At 67.7% G+C, this 18,296-nt stretch carries 12 protein-coding genes; 2 read left to right on the top strand and 10 right to left on the bottom strand.

Going from position 1 to position 18,296, the window contains the following annotated elements:
• Nucleotides 1-4: 4 nt before the first annotated feature.
• The 6 genes from BMX85_RS26860 to BMX85_RS26835 are packed head-to-tail and all read right to left on the bottom strand — an operon-like array spanning nt 5 to nt 4,968.
• Nucleotides 5-1,483 (bottom strand): RNA polymerase factor sigma-54, encoded by a 1,479-nt coding sequence (locus BMX85_RS26860; RefSeq protein ID WP_090326213.1) that lies wholly within the window; start codon nt 1,481-1,483, stop codon nt 5-7.
• A 9-nt stretch (nt 1,484-1,492) separates the two neighbouring features.
• Nucleotides 1,493-2,245, bottom strand: a complete 753-nt coding sequence (gene lptB / locus BMX85_RS26855; protein WP_090326208.1) for an LPS export ABC transporter ATP-binding protein — start codon at nt 2,243-2,245, stop codon at nt 1,493-1,495.
• Nucleotides 2,246-2,247: 2 nt separating this feature from the next.
• A complete protein-coding gene (lptA, locus tag BMX85_RS26850; protein ID WP_090327028.1) occupies nt 2,248-2,811 on the bottom strand; it encodes a lipopolysaccharide transport periplasmic protein LptA in 564 nt (187 codons plus the stop codon).
• A gap of 22 nt (nt 2,812-2,833) precedes the next feature.
• Nucleotides 2,834-3,427: an LPS export ABC transporter periplasmic protein LptC gene (gene lptC / locus BMX85_RS26845; protein ID WP_090326204.1), complete on the bottom strand. Its 594-nt coding sequence runs from the start codon at nt 3,425-3,427 to the stop codon at nt 2,834-2,836.
• 12 nt (nt 3,428-3,439) lie between these two features.
• Nucleotides 3,440-3,970, bottom strand: coding sequence for a KdsC family phosphatase (locus tag BMX85_RS26840; protein WP_090326200.1), 531 nt, complete (start codon nt 3,968-3,970; stop codon nt 3,440-3,442).
• Complete coding sequence (locus BMX85_RS26835) at nt 3,970-4,968, bottom strand: KpsF/GutQ family sugar-phosphate isomerase (RefSeq protein WP_090326193.1); 999 nt, start codon at nt 4,966-4,968, stop codon at nt 3,970-3,972. Before BMX85_RS26835 ends, BMX85_RS26840 begins: the two co-directional genes overlap by 1 nt.
• Nucleotides 4,969-5,095: 127 nt before the next feature.
• On the opposite strand from BMX85_RS26835, the gene BMX85_RS26830 reads away from it, so the two are divergent.
• A complete protein-coding gene (locus BMX85_RS26830) occupies nt 5,096-7,078 on the top strand; it encodes a monovalent cation:proton antiporter family protein (protein ID WP_090326189.1) in 1,983 nt (660 codons plus the stop codon).
• A gap of 81 nt (nt 7,079-7,159) precedes the next feature.
• On the opposite strand, the gene BMX85_RS26825 is transcribed toward BMX85_RS26830, so the two are convergent.
• From BMX85_RS26825 to BMX85_RS26815, 3 genes are all read right to left on the bottom strand, one after another.
• A complete protein-coding gene (locus BMX85_RS26825) occupies nt 7,160-8,347 on the bottom strand; it encodes a GGDEF domain-containing protein (protein ID WP_090326185.1) in 1,188 nt (395 codons plus the stop codon).
• Between the two features lie 90 nt (nt 8,348-8,437).
• Nucleotides 8,438-9,289 carry an MOSC domain-containing protein gene (locus BMX85_RS26820; RefSeq protein ID WP_090326179.1) on the bottom strand — a complete coding sequence of 284 codons (852 nt, stop codon included), beginning with the start codon at nt 9,287-9,289 and terminating at the stop codon, nt 8,438-8,440.
• A 132-nt stretch (nt 9,290-9,421) separates the two neighbouring features.
• Entirely contained in the window at nt 9,422-11,050 is a 1,629-nt protein-coding gene (locus BMX85_RS26815; RefSeq protein WP_090326176.1) for an NYN domain-containing protein, read from the bottom strand.
• Between the two features lie 195 nt (nt 11,051-11,245).
• Between BMX85_RS26815 and BMX85_RS26810 the strand changes: the two genes are divergently transcribed.
• Nucleotides 11,246-12,472, top strand: coding sequence for a glycosyltransferase (locus tag BMX85_RS26810; protein ID WP_229210685.1), 1,227 nt, complete (start codon nt 11,246-11,248; stop codon nt 12,470-12,472).
• Between the two features lie 76 nt (nt 12,473-12,548).
• On the opposite strand, the gene BMX85_RS31470 is transcribed toward BMX85_RS26810, so the two are convergent.
• Nucleotides 12,549-18,296, bottom strand: a 5,748-nt coding sequence (locus BMX85_RS31470; RefSeq protein ID WP_304529062.1) for a calcium-binding protein, incomplete at its 5' end; no start/stop codon positions are given.

The raw sequence follows: 18,296 nt of genomic DNA, 5'->3' as shown, positions 1-18,296 counted from the left end.
GTAACTACAAAGACTTGCGGAGACTGACCGGAGGGATTTTCAACGCTTCGCGATATTTGGCAACAGTGCGTCGCGCAATCACCATGCCTTGTTCCCCCAGCATGTCCGCAATCTTACTGTCGGATAAAGGATTTTTAGGGTCTTCAGCTCCTGTCAATTGCACGATGAGTGCCCGTATCGCCGTCGAACTCGCTTCACCGCCCGCTTCGGTGGCGACGTGGCTACCAAAGAAATATTTCAACTCAAACATGCCGTGCGGCGTCAGCATGTACTTTTGAGTCGTCACCCGAGAAATAGTGCTCTCGTGTAAACCCAGTGTATCAGCAATTTCGCGAAGCACAAGGGGCCGCATGGCAACGGCGCCGTGCGAGAAAAAGTTCTTTTGTCTTTCTACTATCGCCTGGGCCACGCGCAGGATGGTGTCGAAGCGCTGGCGCATATTCTTGATCAGCCACTTGGCTTCCTGCAGCTGGGCCCCCATCGCGCCCTCGCCCTTGCCCTGCTTGAGCAGGTTGGCGTACATGGCGTTGACCCGCAGGCGCGGCATGACGTCGTTGTTGAGGCTGACCTGCCAGCCGGTGCGCGACTTCTTGACGATCACGTCCGGCACCACGTAGTCGGACACGTCCGAGGCGAACGCCGAACCGGGATGCGGATTGCACAGGCGGATGACGGCCTGCGCCTCGCGCAGATCCTCGTCGTCGCACGCCAGCGCCTTTTTCAGCTTGTTGAAATCGCGCTGGGCGAACCACGTCAAATGGTTTTCGACGATGGTCAGCGCCATGCGCCGCGTCACCAGCGCGACGCCGGGCAGGCGCTTGATCTGCAGCGCCAGGCATTCGGAGGCGTTGCGCGCGCCCACGCCCATCGGGTCGAAGCTCTGCAGCATCGACAGCGCGGTGCGCAGTTCGTCGAGGTCGACTTCCAGTTCCTCCGGCAGGCGCGCGTGGATCTCCTCCAGCGGCTCCTCCAGGTAGCCGTTCTCGTCGAGCGCGTCGATGATCAGCTCGACCAGCGCGCGGTCGCGCATCTGCAGCACCGTCACGCGCATCTGCTCCATCAGGTGCTCGCGCAGCGTGCAGTGGTTGGCCTCCAGTTGCGGACGGGCGTCCTCGTCGTCGGGGGCCTTGCTGCGGCCGGCGTCGCTCCAGTCGACGTCGGCCTCGCTGCTGGTGCTTTCGGTATCGGCGGCCGGGCCGTCGTAGGTGTCGGCGTCGGCGGCGGGGGGCGCGTCCTGGTTCGGCGGGCCTTCGGCCGGCGCCTCGCCGGACGGCGCCTGCTGGCTGATGGCGCCGTCGGACAGCAGCCGCAGCGAACGGTCGAGCGGATCGTCGAGGCGCTCGAGCAAGGGGTTGTCGGTGAGCAGTTGCTCGAGCTCCTGGTGCAGCTCCAGCGTGGACAGCTGCAGCAGACGGATCGACTGCTGCAGCTGGGGTGTCAGCGCGAGGTGCTGCGACGTGCGCAGTTGCAATGACTGTTTCATGGGGCGCGATTACATTCTGAAGTGTTCACCCAGGTACACGCGGCGCACCGACTCGTCGGCGATGATGTCGTCCGGTCGGCCTGAAGCCAGAACCGAGCCCTGGTTGATGATATATGCGCGGTCGCAGATGCCCAGCGTCTCGCGCACATTGTGGTCGGTGATGAGGACGCCGATATTGCGTTCCTTGAGGAAGCGCACGATGCGCTGGATCTCAATGACGGCAATCGGGTCGACCCCGGCGAAAGGTTCGTCGAGCAGCACGAAGCGCGGGTTGGTGGCCAGCGCGCGGGCGATCTCCACGCGGCGGCGCTCGCCGCCGGACAGCGACAGCGCCTGGTTTTCGCGCAGCTTTTCGATTTGCAAATCGGCCAGCAGGGTATTGAGCCGTTCATCAATGGCAGCCTTGGATAAAGGCTTGCCGTCCACTTTCTGGATTTCGAGGACGGCGCGGATATTTTCTTCCACGGTCAGCTTGCGGAACACCGAAGCTTCCTGTGGCAGGTAGGACAGGCCGAGCGAGGCGCGGCGGTGGATCGGCAGCGAGGAGATGTCGACGCCGCTGATGTCGATGGTGCCGGCGTCCGACGGCACCAGGCCGACGATCATGTAAAACGAGGTGGTCTTGCCGGCGCCGTTGGGGCCGAGCAGGCCGACCACCTCGCCGCATTCGACCTGCAGCGAGACGTCATGCACGACCTGGCGCTTGCCGTAGGTCTTTTGCAGGCCGCGTACGATCAGGGTGCTACCGCAGCTAGGTTCCATGCTTATTTCCCCGCCGCCGGAGTGGCCGGCGCCTGCTTGGCCGACGGCTGGATCACCATCGTGCTGCGGCCGGCGCCCGGCTTGCTCTCGCCGCTGGCGGTGTTCTTGACGGCGAAGAATTCGCGCCGGCTGTCATACGAGATGAACTCGCCGTCGACCTGGCTGGCGGTCTTGCTGCCTTCCAGTTTCTTGATCTGCGCCTTCGAGAACAGCTTGACCAGCTCGGTCTTGCCGTCGTACTCGATGCGGTCGGCGCGGCCGTCGACCCACTGGTCGCCGGCGCCGTCGAGCTTTTGGCGGAACGTCGCCTGCACGCCCGGCGCGCCGGTCAGCACCACCAGCTGGTAGCCTTCCGGGTCTTCGGTGACGACCGCCTTGGGCGACTTCATCAGCAAGGTGCCGCGGGTCAGCACGACGTTGCCGGTGAAGGTCTTGATCTGCTTGACGTCGTCGGCGTCGAGGTTGTCGAAGGAAATCTCGGTCGGCTTGTTGGAATCGGCTTTCTCGGCGTGGGCCGCGCCCAGCGCGGCCAGCAGCAGCGCCGCCGACAGTATCAGTTTTTTCATCATGTTGTCCTTCATCTTCGTTTTAACGTGGCGCCTTCGGCGGCATCGTGATCGTTCCGCGTCCGCCCAGTTGCAGCTGGCGCGTCGCGTTGTTGGTTTTCATGCCGGTGCCGCTGGAGGTCGTGCTGCCCAGCTTCATCTGCACCGGCGCCTTCGTTTCCATCCGTTCCTCGTCCGGGAACACGGTCAGGGTGCTGGTTTGCAGGCGCATCGGCTCGGCCTGCGGCGACGCCGGCCGCACCACGTCGACGTTGCCGTTGAGCGTGACACGCGTATTGTTCTGGTCGACCCGCGCGGTCTCGGCGTGGATCGTCATCGGCGGCTGCCGGCCCGACAGGCTGTTGAGGAACGGCTTGTCGATATCGGACGAGTCGTCGACCGGCCGGTGGGTCAGCTTGTCGCCGGAGATGATGTAGGCCGGCTTGCCCTCCTTCGTCATGCGCACCAGGCTGAAGCGGTCGATGATGTAGTCCGGCTCGTTGAGGAACTGGTCCGCCTGCTGCTCCTGGCCGGACTGGTTGACCACCTGCACCAGCCAAAAGCTGCCGACGGCGACAAACACGCCGATCATCATGGTCAGGGTCAGCTGCCAGCGATGTGCTGTTCGTTTACGCATGATCGGGCTCCGTCACACCATGAACTGCGCCAGCACGCGCTCGTACGTGCCGTGCGCGTGCAGCAGCAGCTCGCACACTTCGCGCACCGCGCCGCGCCCGCCGTGCGCCACCGTCACGTGGTGGGCGCGCTCGAGCACCTCCTTGCGCCCGCCCGGCACCGCCACCGCCAAGCCGACCCGCGTCAGGATCGGCAAATCGACGATGTCGTCGCCGATGAAGCCGACCTGTTGGGCCGTCAGGCCGGTCTTTTCCAGCAGCGCGTTGAACGGCGTCAGCTTGTCGTGGCCGCCCTGGTGCACGAAGCCGATGCCGAGGTCGGCGGCGCGCTTGGCCACCTGCGGCGACACGCGCGCGCTGATGATCGCCGTCTGCACGCCGGACTCCTGCAGCAGCTTGATGCCCAGGCCGTCGTAGACGTTGAAGGTCTTCAACGCCTCGCCGTCGGCGCCGTAATGCAGGCTGCCGTCGGTGAGCACGCCGTCGACGTCGAAGATCATCAGTTTGACGCGCGCGGCGCGTTCCACATAAGTCAGTTCGGTCATTAAATCACCTTTGCACGGGTCAGGTCGTGGATGTGCAGCGCGCCGACCAGCTTGCCGTCGGCGTCGGTCACCAGCATCTGGTTGATGCGGTATTGCTCCATCACGGCCACGGCGTCGACCGCCAGTTTCTCCGGCGAAATGCTGCGCGGATGCGGGTGCATGACGTCGCGGATCACCACCTTGGTGAAGTCCTGGACCTTCTCGATCATGCGGCGCAGGTCGCCGTCGGTGAACACGCCGAGCGGCTTGCCGTCGGCGTCGACGATGGCGGTCATGCCCATGCCCTTTTGCGTGATCTCCAGCAGCGCGTCGGTCAGTTTGACGTCGGCGCCGACCTTCGGCACGTCGTCGCCGCTGCGCATGACGTCGCGCACGTGCGTCAGCAGGCGCCGGCCCAGCGCGCCGCCCGGGTGCGAGCGCGCGAAATCCTCTTCGCGGAAGCCGCGCAGGTCCAGCAGCGCGACGGCCAGCGCGTCGCCCAGCGCCAGGGTGACCGTGGTCGACGTCGTCGGCGCCAGGTTCATCGGACAGGCTTCCTTGGCCACGGCCACGTTCAGGTGGACGTCGGCGATGCCGGCCAGGCTCGAGCCGGGCTTGCCGGTCATCGCGATGACCTTGCTGCCCATGCGCTTGACCACCGGCAAGATCGTCATCAGTTCGGCGCTTTCGCCGGAATACGAGATGGCGATGAAGGCGTCGTCGGCGGTGACCATGCCGAGGTCGCCGTGCGCGGCCTCGGCCGGGTGCACGAACAGCGCCGGCGTGCCGGTCGAGGCCAGGGTCGCGGCGATCTTGCGGCCGATGTGGCCGGACTTGCCGATGCCCGACACCACCACCCTGCCCTTGCAGTTCAGCAACAATTCGATGGCGCGCACGACGCTGTCGTCGTCGCCCAGGCGGGCGTCGAGCGCGGCGATGGCGTCGGCCTCGTTTTGCAACGTTTCGCGGGCCAGCCGCAACGCGTGCCCGGCCGTTTTTGCGTCAAAAGCTTTCAGCATTGTTTTTTCATGGGTTACACTCATACCCAAGTATAGCCGAATTGAGAAAGCAAAAAACTTGCCAGTCAAAACATAACGCCCTGCCCGGCGATGAACCACTAAATATTATTCTACTGGCTATGTTGAAATGACGTTTTCACCCCTGGAATTAACCCTGATACTGCTCGGCAGCGCCGTGTTGGGCGTGGTGGCCTTCCGCATGATGCACCTGCCGCCGATGCTGGGCTACCTGGCCGTCGGCATCCTGATCGGCCCCCACGCGCTGGGCTGGGCCGAGCAAAGCGAGGCCACCCACGGGCTGGCCGAGTTCGGCGTGGTGTTCCTGATGTTCTCCATCGGCCTCGAATTCTCGCTGCCCAAGCTGATGGCCATGCGCGGCATCGTCTTCGGGCTCGGCATGGCGCAGGTGGTGTTCACGATCGTCGCCACCATGCTGTTCGGCTGGGCCATCGCCACCCAGCTGCCCCCTTCCATCCAGATCAGCTGGCAAGCCTCGTTCGCGCTGGGCGGCGCGCTGGCGATGTCGTCGACCGCGATCGTGGTCAAGATGCTGACCGAGCGGCTCGAGCTTGAAAGCGAACACGGGCGCAAGATCATCGGCATCCTGCTGTTCCAGGATCTGGCCGTGGTGCCGCTGCTGATCCTGATCCCGTCGCTGGGCCAGCGCCCCGACGCGCTGGTCGAGACGCTGGCCTGGGCCGGCCTGAAGGCGGTCATCGTGCTGGCGCTGCTGCTGTTCGTCGGCCACCGCCTGATGCGCGGCTGGTTCACCATCGTCGTCAAGCGCCGCTCGCAGGAGCTGTTCATGCTCAACCTGCTGCTGGTCACGCTGGGCGCGGCCTGGATCACCGAGCGCGCCGGGCTGTCGCTCGCGCTGGGCGCCTTCGTGGCCGGCATGCTCATTTCCGAGACCGAATACCGGCACCAGGTGGAGGAGGACATCAAGCCGTTCCGCGACGTGCTGCTGGGACTGTTCTTCATCACCATCGGCATGCTGCTCAACGTCCGCCTGGTGCTGGAGAACTGGTGGCTGGTGCTGGTGTTGCTGGGCGGCCCGGTGCTGCTCAAGTTCGCGCTGATCGCCGGCCTGGCCAAGCTGTTCGGCTCGTCCGACGGCGTGTCGATCCGCACCGGCCTGGCGCTGGCGCAGGCCGGCGAATTCGGCTTCGTGCTGCTCAACCTGGCCGGCGGCAGCAAGCTGATGGACCCGTTCATCATCCAGGTGGTGCTGGCGTCGATGGTGTTGTCGATGCTGGTGGCGCCGTTCCTGATCGCCAAGTCGGACCAGATCGTCATGAAGGTGTCGAGCAACGAATGGATGATGCAATCGCTGGCGCTGACCAAGATCGCCAGCCGCACCATGTCCACCAGCAAGCACGTGATCGTGGCCGGCTTCGGGCGCAGCGGCCAGAGCCTGGCCACCTTGCTGGGCGAGGAAAACATCGAATACCACGCGCTCGACCTCGACCCGGAGCGGGTGCAGGAGGCGCAGGCGGCCGGGCTGCAGGTGTCGTACGGCGACGCCGCGCGGCGCGAGAGCCTGATCGCCGCCGGCATCTACCGCGCCAGCGCGGTGGTGATCACCTACGCCAGCACGCCGTCGGCGCTCAGGGTGCTGCACCTGGTGCACGAGCTGGCGCCGACGTTGCCGGTGATCGTGCGCGCGCACGACGACACCGACCTCGACCGGCTGAAGGCGGCCGGCGCCGCCGAGGTGGTGCCGGAACTGATGGAGGGCAGCCTGATGCTCGCCTCGCACGCGCTGGTGATGCTGGGCGTGCCGCTGCGGCGCGTGGTGCACCGGGTGCAGGCCGCGCGCGAGGAACGCTACGCGTCGCTGCGCGGCTACTTCCGCGGCGGCAGCGACGCCGGCGAGGACGCCGACCTCGAGCGGCTGCACTCGGTCACGCTGGACGGCGGCGCCACCGCCGTCGGCCGCCTGCTCGGCGAGATCGACATGGCCGGGTCCGGCGCCGAGGTGACCACCATCCGGCGCGGCAAGGCCCAGCTCGAGGCGGGGCCGGACATGATGCTGGCGGCGGGCGACGTGGTGGTGGTGCGCGGCGTGGCCGACGCCGTCGCGCGGGCGGAAAGCCGCCTGCTGCGCTAGCGCCGCAGGCGGCGCGGGTGGCTCAAGGCCGCCGCTCCAAGGTGGCCGGGGTGGGCGCCGGTGGCGCCGGCGCCACTATCATTATGAAGAGGGCACGGCCGGTGGCGGCGCCACGCTGACCACGCGGTTGCGGCCGGCGTCCTTGGCCGCGTACAGCAAGGTGTCGGCCTGCGCCACCCAGGCGCGCGCGACGGCGACCGGGTCGCCGTCGGTGTGGCCCGGCTCGAGGCAGGCCACGCCGATCGACACCGTCACCGACAATTGCAGTTCCGGCGACAGCGCGATCATCGTGCCGGCCACGCTCGCGCGGATGCGCTCGGCGACAAAGGCGGCGCTTTCCAGGTTGGCGTCGATCAGCAGCACGACGAACTCCTCGCCGCCGAAGCGGGCCACCGCGTCCGAGGCGCGCAGCTCGTCCTTGATGCGGGTGGCCACCTCGCGCAGCACGTCGTCGCCGCCGCCGTGGCCGACGGTGTCGTTGACGCGCTTGAAGTGGTCGATGTCGATGTACATGAACGAGATCGGATACGCCTGGCGCCGCGCGCGGGCGATCTCCTCGAGCAGCCGGCGGTCGATGTAGCGCCGGTTGTAGACGCCGGTCAGCGAGTCGGTCAGGCCGATGTACTTGAGCATCTCGTTGCTGATGACGTTTTCCAGGCAGATGGCGATGATCGACGCCATGTGCTCGACGAAGTCGGTGCCCAGGCTGGGGGTGAAGCGGGTCGGGTCGCGGCTGCCCAGGTTCAGCCCGCCGATGACGCGTTTGTTACGCAGCAGCGGCACCAGCGCCACGCTTTGCAGCCCGGCCGGCGCGTCGGGGAACTGGCGCGCGTGGCGCGTGGCGTCGTACATGCCCAGCAGCGGCTTGGGCGGCGGCGCGCCCGGGCCGCGCTGGCCGAGCTCGAAACCGAGGCCGTCGAGCTCCTCGACGAAGATCAGGCCGGGAAAATCGGCGAACACCACGTCGAGCTTGAGCATGACCTCGCGGATGTCGGCGCCCTCGTCGACCAGGGTCAGGGTCACGCTGTCGAGCTCGGAGATCACCGGCAGCACGCGGAAGATGGTGCCGACCAGCTCGGGGAAATTGGCCGCGCCGACGATGTTCAGGTCGAACGCCTGGTGGCGCGTCATGATCGAGTGGTTGCGTTCGGCCTGTTCCAGCAGATAGGCCATGCGCGCCCGCAGCGCCTGGTTTTCGGCCGCCAGATCGTTCGCGCGCGTTGCGTGGTCGGTCGGCGCCGTTACTTTGCCCGTTGCGGTTTGCGTCATAGTTGCCCTTACTGTTCACCCGGTTTCATGTCATTGCAACATTACGCCAAGTTGTGCCGCTTGGGAATGCCCCGGGGCCGCCCAAGTGCATTAAAACGCCAGTGTAACGACGATTTCCTGGCCGACGCGCACACGTTGGCCGTCGCCGGTGATCAGGATGCTGTTCATGCCGAAGCAGACGGCGCCGTCGAGCTCGGGCTTGGCGCGGTAGCCTTGCATGATGTCGAGCGGGTCGGGGCCGTACACGCCGGTGGCCTGGTCGATCGACGGCATCGGGCAGCGCGGGCACGGTTTGACCGGTTTGAGCAGCGCGTCGCCCATCTGGAACGACTCGGCGTAGTCCTCCTCGAAGGCCTCGATGCCGCCGATGACCAGGTTGGGCCGGAAGCGGTTCATCGGGATCGCCGCGCGGCCGGCGCCGCGCAGCTTGTCGTTGAGGTCGTCCAGCGACGATTCGCCGACCACCAAAATCGGATAGCCGTCCGAGAACAAGGTGGTGGCCGGCACGCCCTTGGTCCAGGTCTCGCTGACGGCGCGGGTGGCGTTGGCGTGGAAGCGCGCCAGCCGGCACGGCACGCCGATGGCCTTGGTGAACCATTCGGCCGTCAGCTCGTCGCAGTCGTAGGCGAGGATGGTGTGGTCCCAGATTTGCGTGGACAGGGTCGGCGCCAGGTCGGGGTCGGGCAGGCCCAGCGGAATTTCCAGGCGCAGCATGCCGGGCGCGCGCAGCTCCAGCGTGCTGGCTTTCAGCGTGGGAGTGATGAGCGCCATGCGCGGGTGCTCGCGCTGCGTCATGACGACGCCGTCGGTGTCGACGACCATCCATTCGCGGTCGTAGATCTGCTCGGTCATCAGGCCGGCCGTGGTCAGCGTGGCCTCCTGCAGCGCGATGCCGGCGCAGGATTTGATCGGATACAGCGTGAGGGCGGCAAGGATGGGCATGAGGCGGCTACCTTTGTGGCGGCATCCGCCGCGCTGGTTAATAAGATCGTAACGTTGTCATTATACGATCCATCGCCGCCCCTTGCCCGGCCGTCGCCAATTGCTTAATCGCCCGTCGGCTGACCCCTAGGCTTACTCGTCGGACTCGGCGACGGCCTTGGGCGCGCGCGGCTTGCGCGGCGCCCGCGGCTTGGCGGGCTTGGCCGGCGCGGACGGCGCTTCGGCCTCGACCACCACCGGCGCGGCCGCTTCCACCGCAAGCGCCACCGGCTCGGCGGCGGCCGCGGCGCGGCCCTTGCCGCCCTTGCCGCCCTTGGCCGGCTTGCCCTCTTCGGCCTGCGGCTTGGCGGCCGCCTTGACCTTGCGCGCCGGCGGCTTGGCGCCGCTTTTCTTTTTCGCCGGCGCGACCGCGTCCACCGGCGCGGCCTGGACCACGTCGTCGTCGGTTTCGGCGACCGGCGGCTGGAACGGCAGGTCGACCGCCATCTCCGTCACCACCGGCGCCTCGGCGGCGGCGACGCCGCCCTGGCCCTGGCGTTCACCCTGCTTGCGGCCGCCGCGATTGCCGCGTCCGCGGCCGCGATTGCGCTCCGCTTCCGGCTGGGCCGACGGCTGCGCGTCCGGCGCCGCGTCGGGCTGGTCGGAGGGCTGGTCGGAGGGCTGCTCCGGCGCGCCCTGCCACGCGGCATAGGCCTCGACCACCGGCGCCGCCCGGTCGGCGTCGGCGTCGGCGTCGTCGTCGGGGTTGCGGTCGTCGGCGTCCTGCCCGGCGCGCGCCTGCTGCGCCAGGCGCTCGGCCTGGCGTTCGGCGAAGCGTTCGGCGGCGGTGCGGCCGCGGCCGCGGCTGCGGCGCGATTCCTGCTTGCCGCCTTCCTGCGCGTCGGCGCCGGCATGGTCGGACGCCTGCGATTCGGCGGCGCCCTGCATGGCGCCGTTGGACGCGCCGCTGCTGCGGTACACGTAGGCGCCGGATTTTTCATCGCGGCCGAATTCGAGCAGGCCGCGCGCCTTGCATTCCTCGATCAGGTTGCCGAAGGTGCGGAAGCCGTAATACGATTCGCTGAAGTCCGGCTTGCGGCGCTTGATCGCCTCTTTCAGCACCGAGGCCCAGATCTTGCCGCTGTCGCCGCGCTCGAGCACCAGCGCCTCGAAGGTGTTGACGGCGATTTCCACGGCCTGGTTGCGGCGCTTGTCCATCTCTTCGCGGCGGCCGCGCTCCTCTTCCGGCGAGCGCTTGACGGCCGGCTTGCTGGCCTCGCCGGCGTCGCGCTTGGCGCGGCGGCTCTCGCGCACCAGGTCGTCGTAGAAAATGAATTCGTCGCAGTTGGCCACCAGCAGGTCCGACGTCGATTGCTTGACGCCGACGCCGATCACCTTCTTGGCGTTCTCGCGCAGCTTCGACACCAGCGGCGAAAAATCGGAATCGCCCGAGATGATGACGAAGGTATCGACATGCGACTTGGTGTAGCACAGGTCGAGCGCGTCGACGACCATGCGGATGTCGGCCGAGTTCTTGCCGGACTGGCGCACGTGCGGGATCTCGATCAGCTCGAAGTTGGCCTCGTGCATCGGCGCCTTGAACGCCTTGTAGCGGTCCCAGTCGCAATACGCCTTCTTGACCACGATGCTGCCCTTGAGCAGCAAGCGCTCCAGCACCGGCTTGATGTCGAACTTGTCGTAGTTGGCGTCGCGCACACCGAGCGCCACGTTTTCAAAATCGCAGAACAGCGCCATGCTGACGTTATCGTTGGAAGAAGCCATGAAGAGTAATTTTTTCTAGTGAGGGAAGGAGGCGGGTGCGGAACGCAGACGCGGCGGCCCGGCGAGCGGATAATGCAACGATTATACCCAACAACGGGCGGCGCGCGACGAACCGCAGCGCCGGCCCGACAAGCCTTGATGATTGCCGGCAATGTATACTGCCCGGTACACGCCGCCCACCCCATAGGTCACGCCTTGCAAGCACGCCACAAATATCTGTTCATCCACCAAAATTTCCCCGGCCAGTTCCGGCATCTGGCGCCGGCGCTGGCGGCGCTGGGACACGAGGTGGTCGGCCTCGGCATGTGCGCGCCGGCCGTCGCCACGCCCGGCGTGCGCTACGTGCGCCACGCGGTCGACGCGCGCGCCCGGCCCGTCGCCCCGGCGCCGTGGCAGGACTTGCAGGGCAAGGTGCTGCGCGGCGAATCGGCCGCCGCCGCCCTGCACGCGCTCAAGGACCAGGGTTTCGCGCCGGACGTGGTCGTCGCCCATCCGGGCTGGGGCGAGGCGCTGTTCGTCAAGGACGTTTTTCCCGACGCCAAACTGCTGATCTACGCCGAGTACTATTACCAGGCCGACGGCGGCGACGCGTTCTTCGATCCCGAGTTCTCGCGGCCGGACGCGGCGGCGGTGCAGCGGCTCAGGCTGCGCAACACGCATCTGTTGCACGCCATGTCGGCGGCCGACGGCGCGCTGTCGCCGACGCTGTTCCAGCGCGACCGCCATCCGGACTGGTTCCGCCGGCGCATCTCGGTGATCCACGACGGCATCGACACCGCGCGCTTCCGGCCCGACGCCCGCGCCTGGGTGCAATTGCGCTCGGCCGGCCTGACCCTGCGCGCCGGCGACGAGGTGGTGGTGTTCGTGGCGCGCCATCTGGAACCATATCGCGGCTATCACGTCTTCATGCGCGCGCTGCCGGAACTGCTCGAGCGGCGGCCCAACGCGCAGGTGGTCATCGTCGGCGGCGACGGCGTCAGCTACGGCGCCCGCCCGCCGGCGGGCCAGAGGTGGAAACAGATTTTCCGCGACGAGGTGGGCGACCGCATCGATGCCGGACGCGTCCATTTCGTCGGCAAGGTGCCGCACGCGGTGCTGACGCAATTGATGCAGGTGGCGGCGGTGTACACCTACCTGACCTATCCGTTCGTGCTGTCGTGGTCGCTGATGGAGGCGATGAGCTGCGGCTGCCTGATCGTCGCCTCGGACACGGCGCCGGTGCGCGAAATGATCGAACACGGCCGCAACGGCCTGCTGGTCGACTTCTTCGACCACGCGGCGCTGGCGGCCACCGTGGCCGACACGCTGGCGCGGCGCGACAGCCTGCGCGGGCTGCGCGCGGCCGCCCGGCAAACGGTGGTCGAGCGCTACGACCTCGCCACGCGGTGCCTGCCGGCGCTGCTCGATTTCGTGCGGCCTTGACCAACCTTTAAAACATGCGGGGCGGAACGCCGTTGTCCGCCCCGCATACGCCGGACGACGCCGACGCGCCGGCGAGTTACATCATGTAGTCGCCCAGCACCGTGGTTGGCGTGCCGGTCAGCACAGCCACCTGGGTCAGCTCGGCGGCGGAGACCAGCGCGTCGGCGCCGCTGGACCTGAACAAGTACAAGCCGGTGGCCGTGCCGGTCGAGACCGCGAACAGCGCGGTCTCGCCAAGCGCGTAGGCGCTGCTTGCCGAGCCGATCACGGCGGCGGCGCTGGCGGCGCTGGCGCTGGTCGCGCGGGCGCTGAACAACACCAGCTCGGCGTCGTGCGCGAAGCCGCCCGGCGCCTCGCGCAGCGCGGCGCCGTCGAGCCACAGGTCGCGATTGCCCACGCCCAGCCCCGCCAGGTTCAGCGCCAGATGGTCGGTGCCGGAGACGAAGTCGGTGACCGTGTCGGTGCCGAGCACGTTGTTGAGGACGAACCGGTCGGCGCCGGCGCCGCCGGTGAGCGTGTCGCTGCCTGCGCCGCCGTCGAGCACATCCGCGCCATCGCCGCCGATCAACCTGTTGGCGGCGGCATTGCCGGTGATCTCGTTGTCGAGCTCGTTGCCGGTGACGTTGACCGCGCCCGCGGCGGGCGCCGACGTGACCAGCGCATACTCGACGTTGGCGGCCATGACGTAGGTGCCGGCGGCGCCCAGCGCCACGTGCGCCCCGTCGTGGCCGCCGTCGGCCGTTTCGACGACCTTGTCGTTGACGTTGTCGACCACATAGACATCGTTGCCGTTCCCGCCCGCCATCGTGTCGGCGCCGGCGCCGCCGTCAAGCGTGTCGTTGCCGTCGGTGCCGGACAGCTGGTCGGCGCCGGTGCTGGCGGTGTTTTGCTGCACCTGCGCCAGTGTCTTCAGAACGCTGCCGAAGTAGAAGTTTTCAACGTTGCGCACCGTGTAGACATGGCCTTCGCCGTCGGCCAGCACGGTGTCGGTGGCGTTGCTGCGGACGATGCTGTAGCTCGAGAACGCGTTCATGCCATAGAAAGTGTCGACGCCGGCGCCACCGTCGATGGTGTCCCTGCCCGCGCTGGCCTGGAACTGATCGTCGCCCAGGCCGCCGAGCAGGCTGTCGTTGCCGGCGCCGCCGACCAGCAGGTCGTTGCCGGCGCCGCCATCGAGCGTGGCCCCGGTGCTGTTGCCGGCGAACAGGCGGTTGGCGCCGTCGTTGCCCTTGCCGGAGAAGGCGCCGGCGACCGCGCCGTCATACACCAGGTCCTCGACGTTGGCGGTGAGGGTATAAGTGCCCAGCTTGCTAAACACGGTCTCGTAACCCTCGCCAGCGATTTCCCTGACCACGTCGCCGCTATCGGCCACCACATAGGTGTCGTCGCCGGCTTCGCCGGCCATGGTGTCGTTGCCGGCGCCGCCGACCAGCGTGTCGTTGCCGTCGCTGCCGCGCAGACTGTTGGCGGCGGCATTGCCGCCCAGGTAGTTGTCCTCCCAGTTGCCGACGATATTGACGGCGGCGGTGCCGGTGGCCAGGGCGTCCTCCAGATTGACGTCCAAGTAGTAGGTGCCGGCCATCGCGAACCCCACTTCGACCGTGTCATGGCCGCCGTTCCACTCTTCGTAGGTGATGTCGCCAGGCGAGGACACCATGTACAGGTCGTCGCCGCCGCGGCCGACCAACAGGTCGTCGCCGGCGCCGCCGTCGAGGATGTCGGCGCCGGCGCTGCCGAACACGGTGTCGCTGCCCGGGCCGACACTGTTGGCCAGCGTCTGCTGCATCGACATCACGGCGCCGCCGAAGTCGAACGACTCCACGTTGCGCACGGTGAGCTTGGCGCCGGAATAGTGCGTCAGCATGGTGTCGGTCGCGTTCAAGCGCACGATGGTGTAGTTGCCATACGCTTCCAGGCCCCACACGGTGTCGTTGCCGGCGCCGCCGTCGATGGTGTCGACGCCGGCCGTCGCGTCGAACTCGTCGTTGCCGGCGCCGCCCGCCAGGCTGTCATTGCCGGCGCCGCCAACGAGGAAGTCGTCGCCGCCGCCGCCGTCGAGCTTCGAACCGCCGTCGCGTACGCTCATGAAATTGTCGAGGGCGTTGCCGGCGGCGGTGAACATGCCGCTGCCGACGTAAAACAACAATTCGACATTGGCCCCCAGCGTGTAGGTTGACAAGCTGGTGATGACCGTGTCGACGCCGCCGTCGGCCAGCTCGGCGACCACGTCGCCGCTCTCGGCGACGACGTAGATGTCGTTGCCGGCGCCACCGGCCATCTGGTCGTTGCCGGCGCCGCCGTCGATGGTGTCGTTGCCGGCGCCGCCGCTCAGGGTGTTGGCGGCGGCATTGCCGGTCAGCTGGTTATCCAGGGCGTTGCCGACAAGGTTGATGGCCACCGCGCCGGCCGTCGTCACGGTGGCGATTTCCACGTTGTCGGCCAGCACGTAAGTCCCGGCCGACGCCAGCGCCACCTCGATGCGGTCGATGCCGCCATTGACGCCTTCGAGCACGACGGCGGCCTTGTCGGCGATCACATAGGTGTCGTCGCCGTCGAAGCCCTCGAGGGTATCGGCGCCGAGGCCGCCGTTGAGCCTGTCGGCGTCCCCGCTGCCGTACAGGTGGTCGGCGCCGGAGCTGGGTACGTTGTACAACAGGTCGGCGAGCGCGGCGTCGCCGTCGCTGAACGCCACCACTTCGACATTGCGCAGCGTGACGGTGTTGCCGGCGCTATCGGTCAGCACGGTGTCGGAGGCGCTGACGCGGGTCACCTTCACCTGGTCGTGCGCCACCGACTGCATCCACAGCCGGTCCTGGCCCAGCCCGCCGTCCACGGTGTCATTGGCGCCGCCGCCAAAGAACTCGTCATCGCCGGCGCCGCCGGCCAGGCTGTCGTTGCCGGTCCCGCCGATGAGCGTGTCGTTGCCGGCGCCGCCATCGAGCTTGTTGCCGAAGTTGCCGCCGGTGATCTCATTGTCCGACGCGTTGCCGGTGGCGGCGAACGCCGCCTTGCCAGTGTAGATGAGCACGTCGACGTTGGCGCTCAGCGTGTGGCTGGCCACCGACGTGCGCACGGTGTCCCGGCCCCCGTCCAGGGCCTCGGTGATCACGTCGGCGGCGTCGTTGACGAGGTACAGGTCGTCGCCATCGCCGCCGATCAGCCTGTCGCTGCCGGCACCGCCATCAAGGGTATCGTTGCCGCCCCCGCCGGTGAGCGTATTGGCGGCCGCGTTGCCGGTCAGCAGATTGTCAAGGTCGTTGCCGGTCAGGTTGACCGCGACCGAGGCGGCCGAGGTCACCTTGCCGTTCTCGACGTTGTCGCCCAGCGTATAGGTGCCGGTGGTGGCAAGCGCCACCAGCGCGACGTCGGTGCCGAAATACTGGCCCTCGACGATGACGTCGCCGACGTTATCGATGATGTAGGTGTCATCGCCGTCGCCGCCGTCCATGGTGTCGGCACCGGCGCCCCCGTCCAGCGTGTCGGCGCCGGCGGTCCCGGCCAACATGTCCTTGCCGATGCTGGCCACGTTGTACACCAGGGTTTCGAGCAGCTGCGCGCCATCGGAAAATTCGAACAACTCGACGTTGCGCACGGTCAGCACGTTACCGGCCTTGTCGGTGAGCACGATGTCGTCGGCGGTCGGCCGGGTCAGGACGTAGTCGGCGCGCGCGCCGAGCCCGGTCAACACGTCGACGTCGGCGCCGCCGTCGATGGTGTCCTTGCCGGCGGCGCCGCTGAAGGTGTCGTTGCCCGAGCCGCCAATCAGGCTGTCCGCACCGTTGCCGCCGGCGAGTTGATCGTTGCCGGCGCCGCCGTCGAGCTTGTTGCCGCCGTGGCCGCCGGCAAGCATGTTGTCGAGCGCGTTGCCGGTGCCGGAGAAAGCGGCCTTGCCCGCGTAGGCCAGGTTCTCGACGTTGGCCGCCAGCGTATAGGTCGCCAACGACGTGCGCACGGTATCGCTGCCCTCCTGCGCCAGCTCGGTGACCACATCGCCGGCCACATCCACCAGATAGACATCGTCGCCGCTGCCGCCGGCCAGTTTGTCGGCGCCGGCGCCGCCGTCGAGGGTATCGTTGCCGCCGCCGCCGATCAGCGTATTGACGGCCGCGTTGCCGGTCAACAGGTTGTCGACGTCGTTGCCCGTCAGGTTGACGGCGATCGTCGCGGCCGAGGTCACCTTGGCGATCTCGACATCGCCCGCCAGCGTATAAGTGCCGGCGACGGCCAGCCCCACCAACGCCACATCGTTGCCGAAGTACTGGCCTTCTTCGATGACATCGCCGAGGTTATCGATGACGTAGGTATCGTCGCCGTCGCCGCCGTTCATGGTATCGGCGCCGGTGCCGCCGTCCAGCGTGTCGCTGCCGGCGGTGCCGTACAGGCGATCGTTGCCGATGCTGGGGACGTTGTACACCACGCCGTCGAGCGCTTGCGGACCGTCGGCAAATTCAAACCATTCCACGCCGCGCACGGTGAGCACGTTGCCCGCTTTGTCGGTGAGCACGACATCGTCCGCGTTCGGGCGGGTAACGACGTAGTCGGCGAAGTTGCCCAGTCCTTGCAGCGCATCGGTGCCGGCGCCGCCATTGAGGGTGTCCTTGCCGGTCGCGCCGACGAAGGTGTCGTCGCCCAGGCCGCCGATCAGGTTGTCGGCGCCGTTGCCACCGACGAGTTGATCGTTGCCGGCCCCGCCGTCGAGCTTGTTGCCGCCATGGCCGCCGGTGATGACGTTGTCGAGCGCGTTGCCGGTGGCGGTGAACGCGGCCTTGCCGGTGTAGGCCACGTTCTCGACGTTGGCCGTGAGCGTGTAGGTCGCCAGCGATGTCCACACGGTGTCCGTGCCCTCGCCCGCCAGTTCGGTAATGACATCGCCAGCCGCGTCCACCAGATAGAGGTCATCGCCGCCGCCGCCGATCAGTTTGTCGGCGCCGGTGCCGCCATCGAGCCGGTCGTTGCCGGCGCCGCCGGTCAGCGTGTTGGCGGCCGCGTTGCCGGTCAGGACGTTGTCGAGATCATTGCCGGCGAGGTTGACCGCCAGCGCGGCGCCCGCCGTCACGGTGGCGTTCTCCACGTTCGCCGCCAGCGTGTAGGTGCCCGCCGCCGTCAGCGCCACCTGGACCAGGTCGACGCCTTCGCCGGCGTTTTCCAGCACCACGTCGGCCGCGTTGAGCAGCACATAGGTGTCGTCGCCGAAGCCGCCGCTGAGCGTGTCGACGCCGAGGCCGCCGTTGAGCACGTCGTCGGCGTCGGTGCCATACAGGCTGTCGTTACCCGGGCTGGGGACATTCTCTTGCACCTGCGCCAGCGTCCTGTCGCCGTCGGCGAAGGCGAAGTTTTCCACGCCGCGCAACGTGATCATATTGCCCGCGCCGTCGGTCAGCAGCGTGTCGGTCAAGGTCGGCCGCGTGACGACATAGTCGGCGAAGTTGCCCAGGCCTTGCAGCAGGTCGGTGCCGGCGCCGCCGTCGACGGTGTCCTTGCCGCTCGCGCCGACGAAGGTGTCGTCGCCCAGGCCGCCGATCAGGCTGTCGGCGCCGTCGCCGCCGATGAGTTGATCGTTGCCGGCGCCGCCGTCGAGCTTGTTGCCGGCATGGCCGCCGGCGATGATATTGTCGAGCGCGTTGCCGGCGCCGGTGAACGCGGCCTTGCCGGTGTAGGCCAGGTTCTCGACGTTGGCCGTCAGCGTATAGGCCGCCTGCGAAGTCCACACGGTGTCCGCGCCCTCGCCCGCCAACTCGGTCACCACGTCGCCGGCCGCGTCCACCAAGTAGAGGTCATCGCCGCTGCCGCCGATCAGCTTGTCGGCGCCGGCGCCGCCATCGAG

Origin of the sequence: Duganella sp. CF517 (assembly GCF_900110275.1) — a bacterium.
In the GTDB taxonomy this organism is placed as follows: domain Bacteria; phylum Pseudomonadota; class Gammaproteobacteria; order Burkholderiales; family Burkholderiaceae_D; genus Rugamonas.
Note: the sequence above shows the minus strand (reverse complement) of the source record. Positions and strands in the feature narration are given on the sequence as shown.

Excerpts from the sequence above, each read along its gene's own strand:
- BMX85_RS26830 (WP_090326189.1), top strand. The coding sequence starts at position 5,096 with ATGACGTTTTCACCCCTGGAATTAACCCTGATACTGCTCGGCAGCGCC.
- BMX85_RS26860 (WP_090326213.1), bottom strand. The coding sequence starts at position 1,483 with ATGAAACAGTCATTGCAACTGCGCACGTCGCAGCACCTCGCGCTGACA.
- BMX85_RS26815 (WP_090326176.1), bottom strand. The coding sequence starts at position 11,050 with ATGGCTTCTTCCAACGATAACGTCAGCATGGCGCTGTTCTGCGATTTT.
- lptC (WP_090326204.1), bottom strand. The coding sequence starts at position 3,427 with ATGCGTAAACGAACAGCACATCGCTGGCAGCTGACCCTGACCATGATG.
- lptB (WP_090326208.1), bottom strand. The coding sequence starts at position 2,245 with ATGGAACCTAGCTGCGGTAGCACCCTGATCGTACGCGGCCTGCAAAAG.
- BMX85_RS26840 (WP_090326200.1), bottom strand. The coding sequence starts at position 3,970 with ATGACCGAACTGACTTATGTGGAACGCGCCGCGCGCGTCAAACTGATG.
- lptA (WP_090327028.1), bottom strand. The coding sequence starts at position 2,811 with ATGAAAAAACTGATACTGTCGGCGGCGCTGCTGCTGGCCGCGCTGGGC.
- BMX85_RS26820 (WP_090326179.1), bottom strand. The coding sequence starts at position 9,289 with ATGCCCATCCTTGCCGCCCTCACGCTGTATCCGATCAAATCCTGCGCC.
- BMX85_RS26835 (WP_090326193.1), bottom strand. The coding sequence starts at position 4,968 with ATGCTGAAAGCTTTTGACGCAAAAACGGCCGGGCACGCGTTGCGGCTG.
- BMX85_RS26825 (WP_090326185.1), bottom strand. The coding sequence starts at position 8,347 with ATGACGCAAACCGCAACGGGCAAAGTAACGGCGCCGACCGACCACGCA.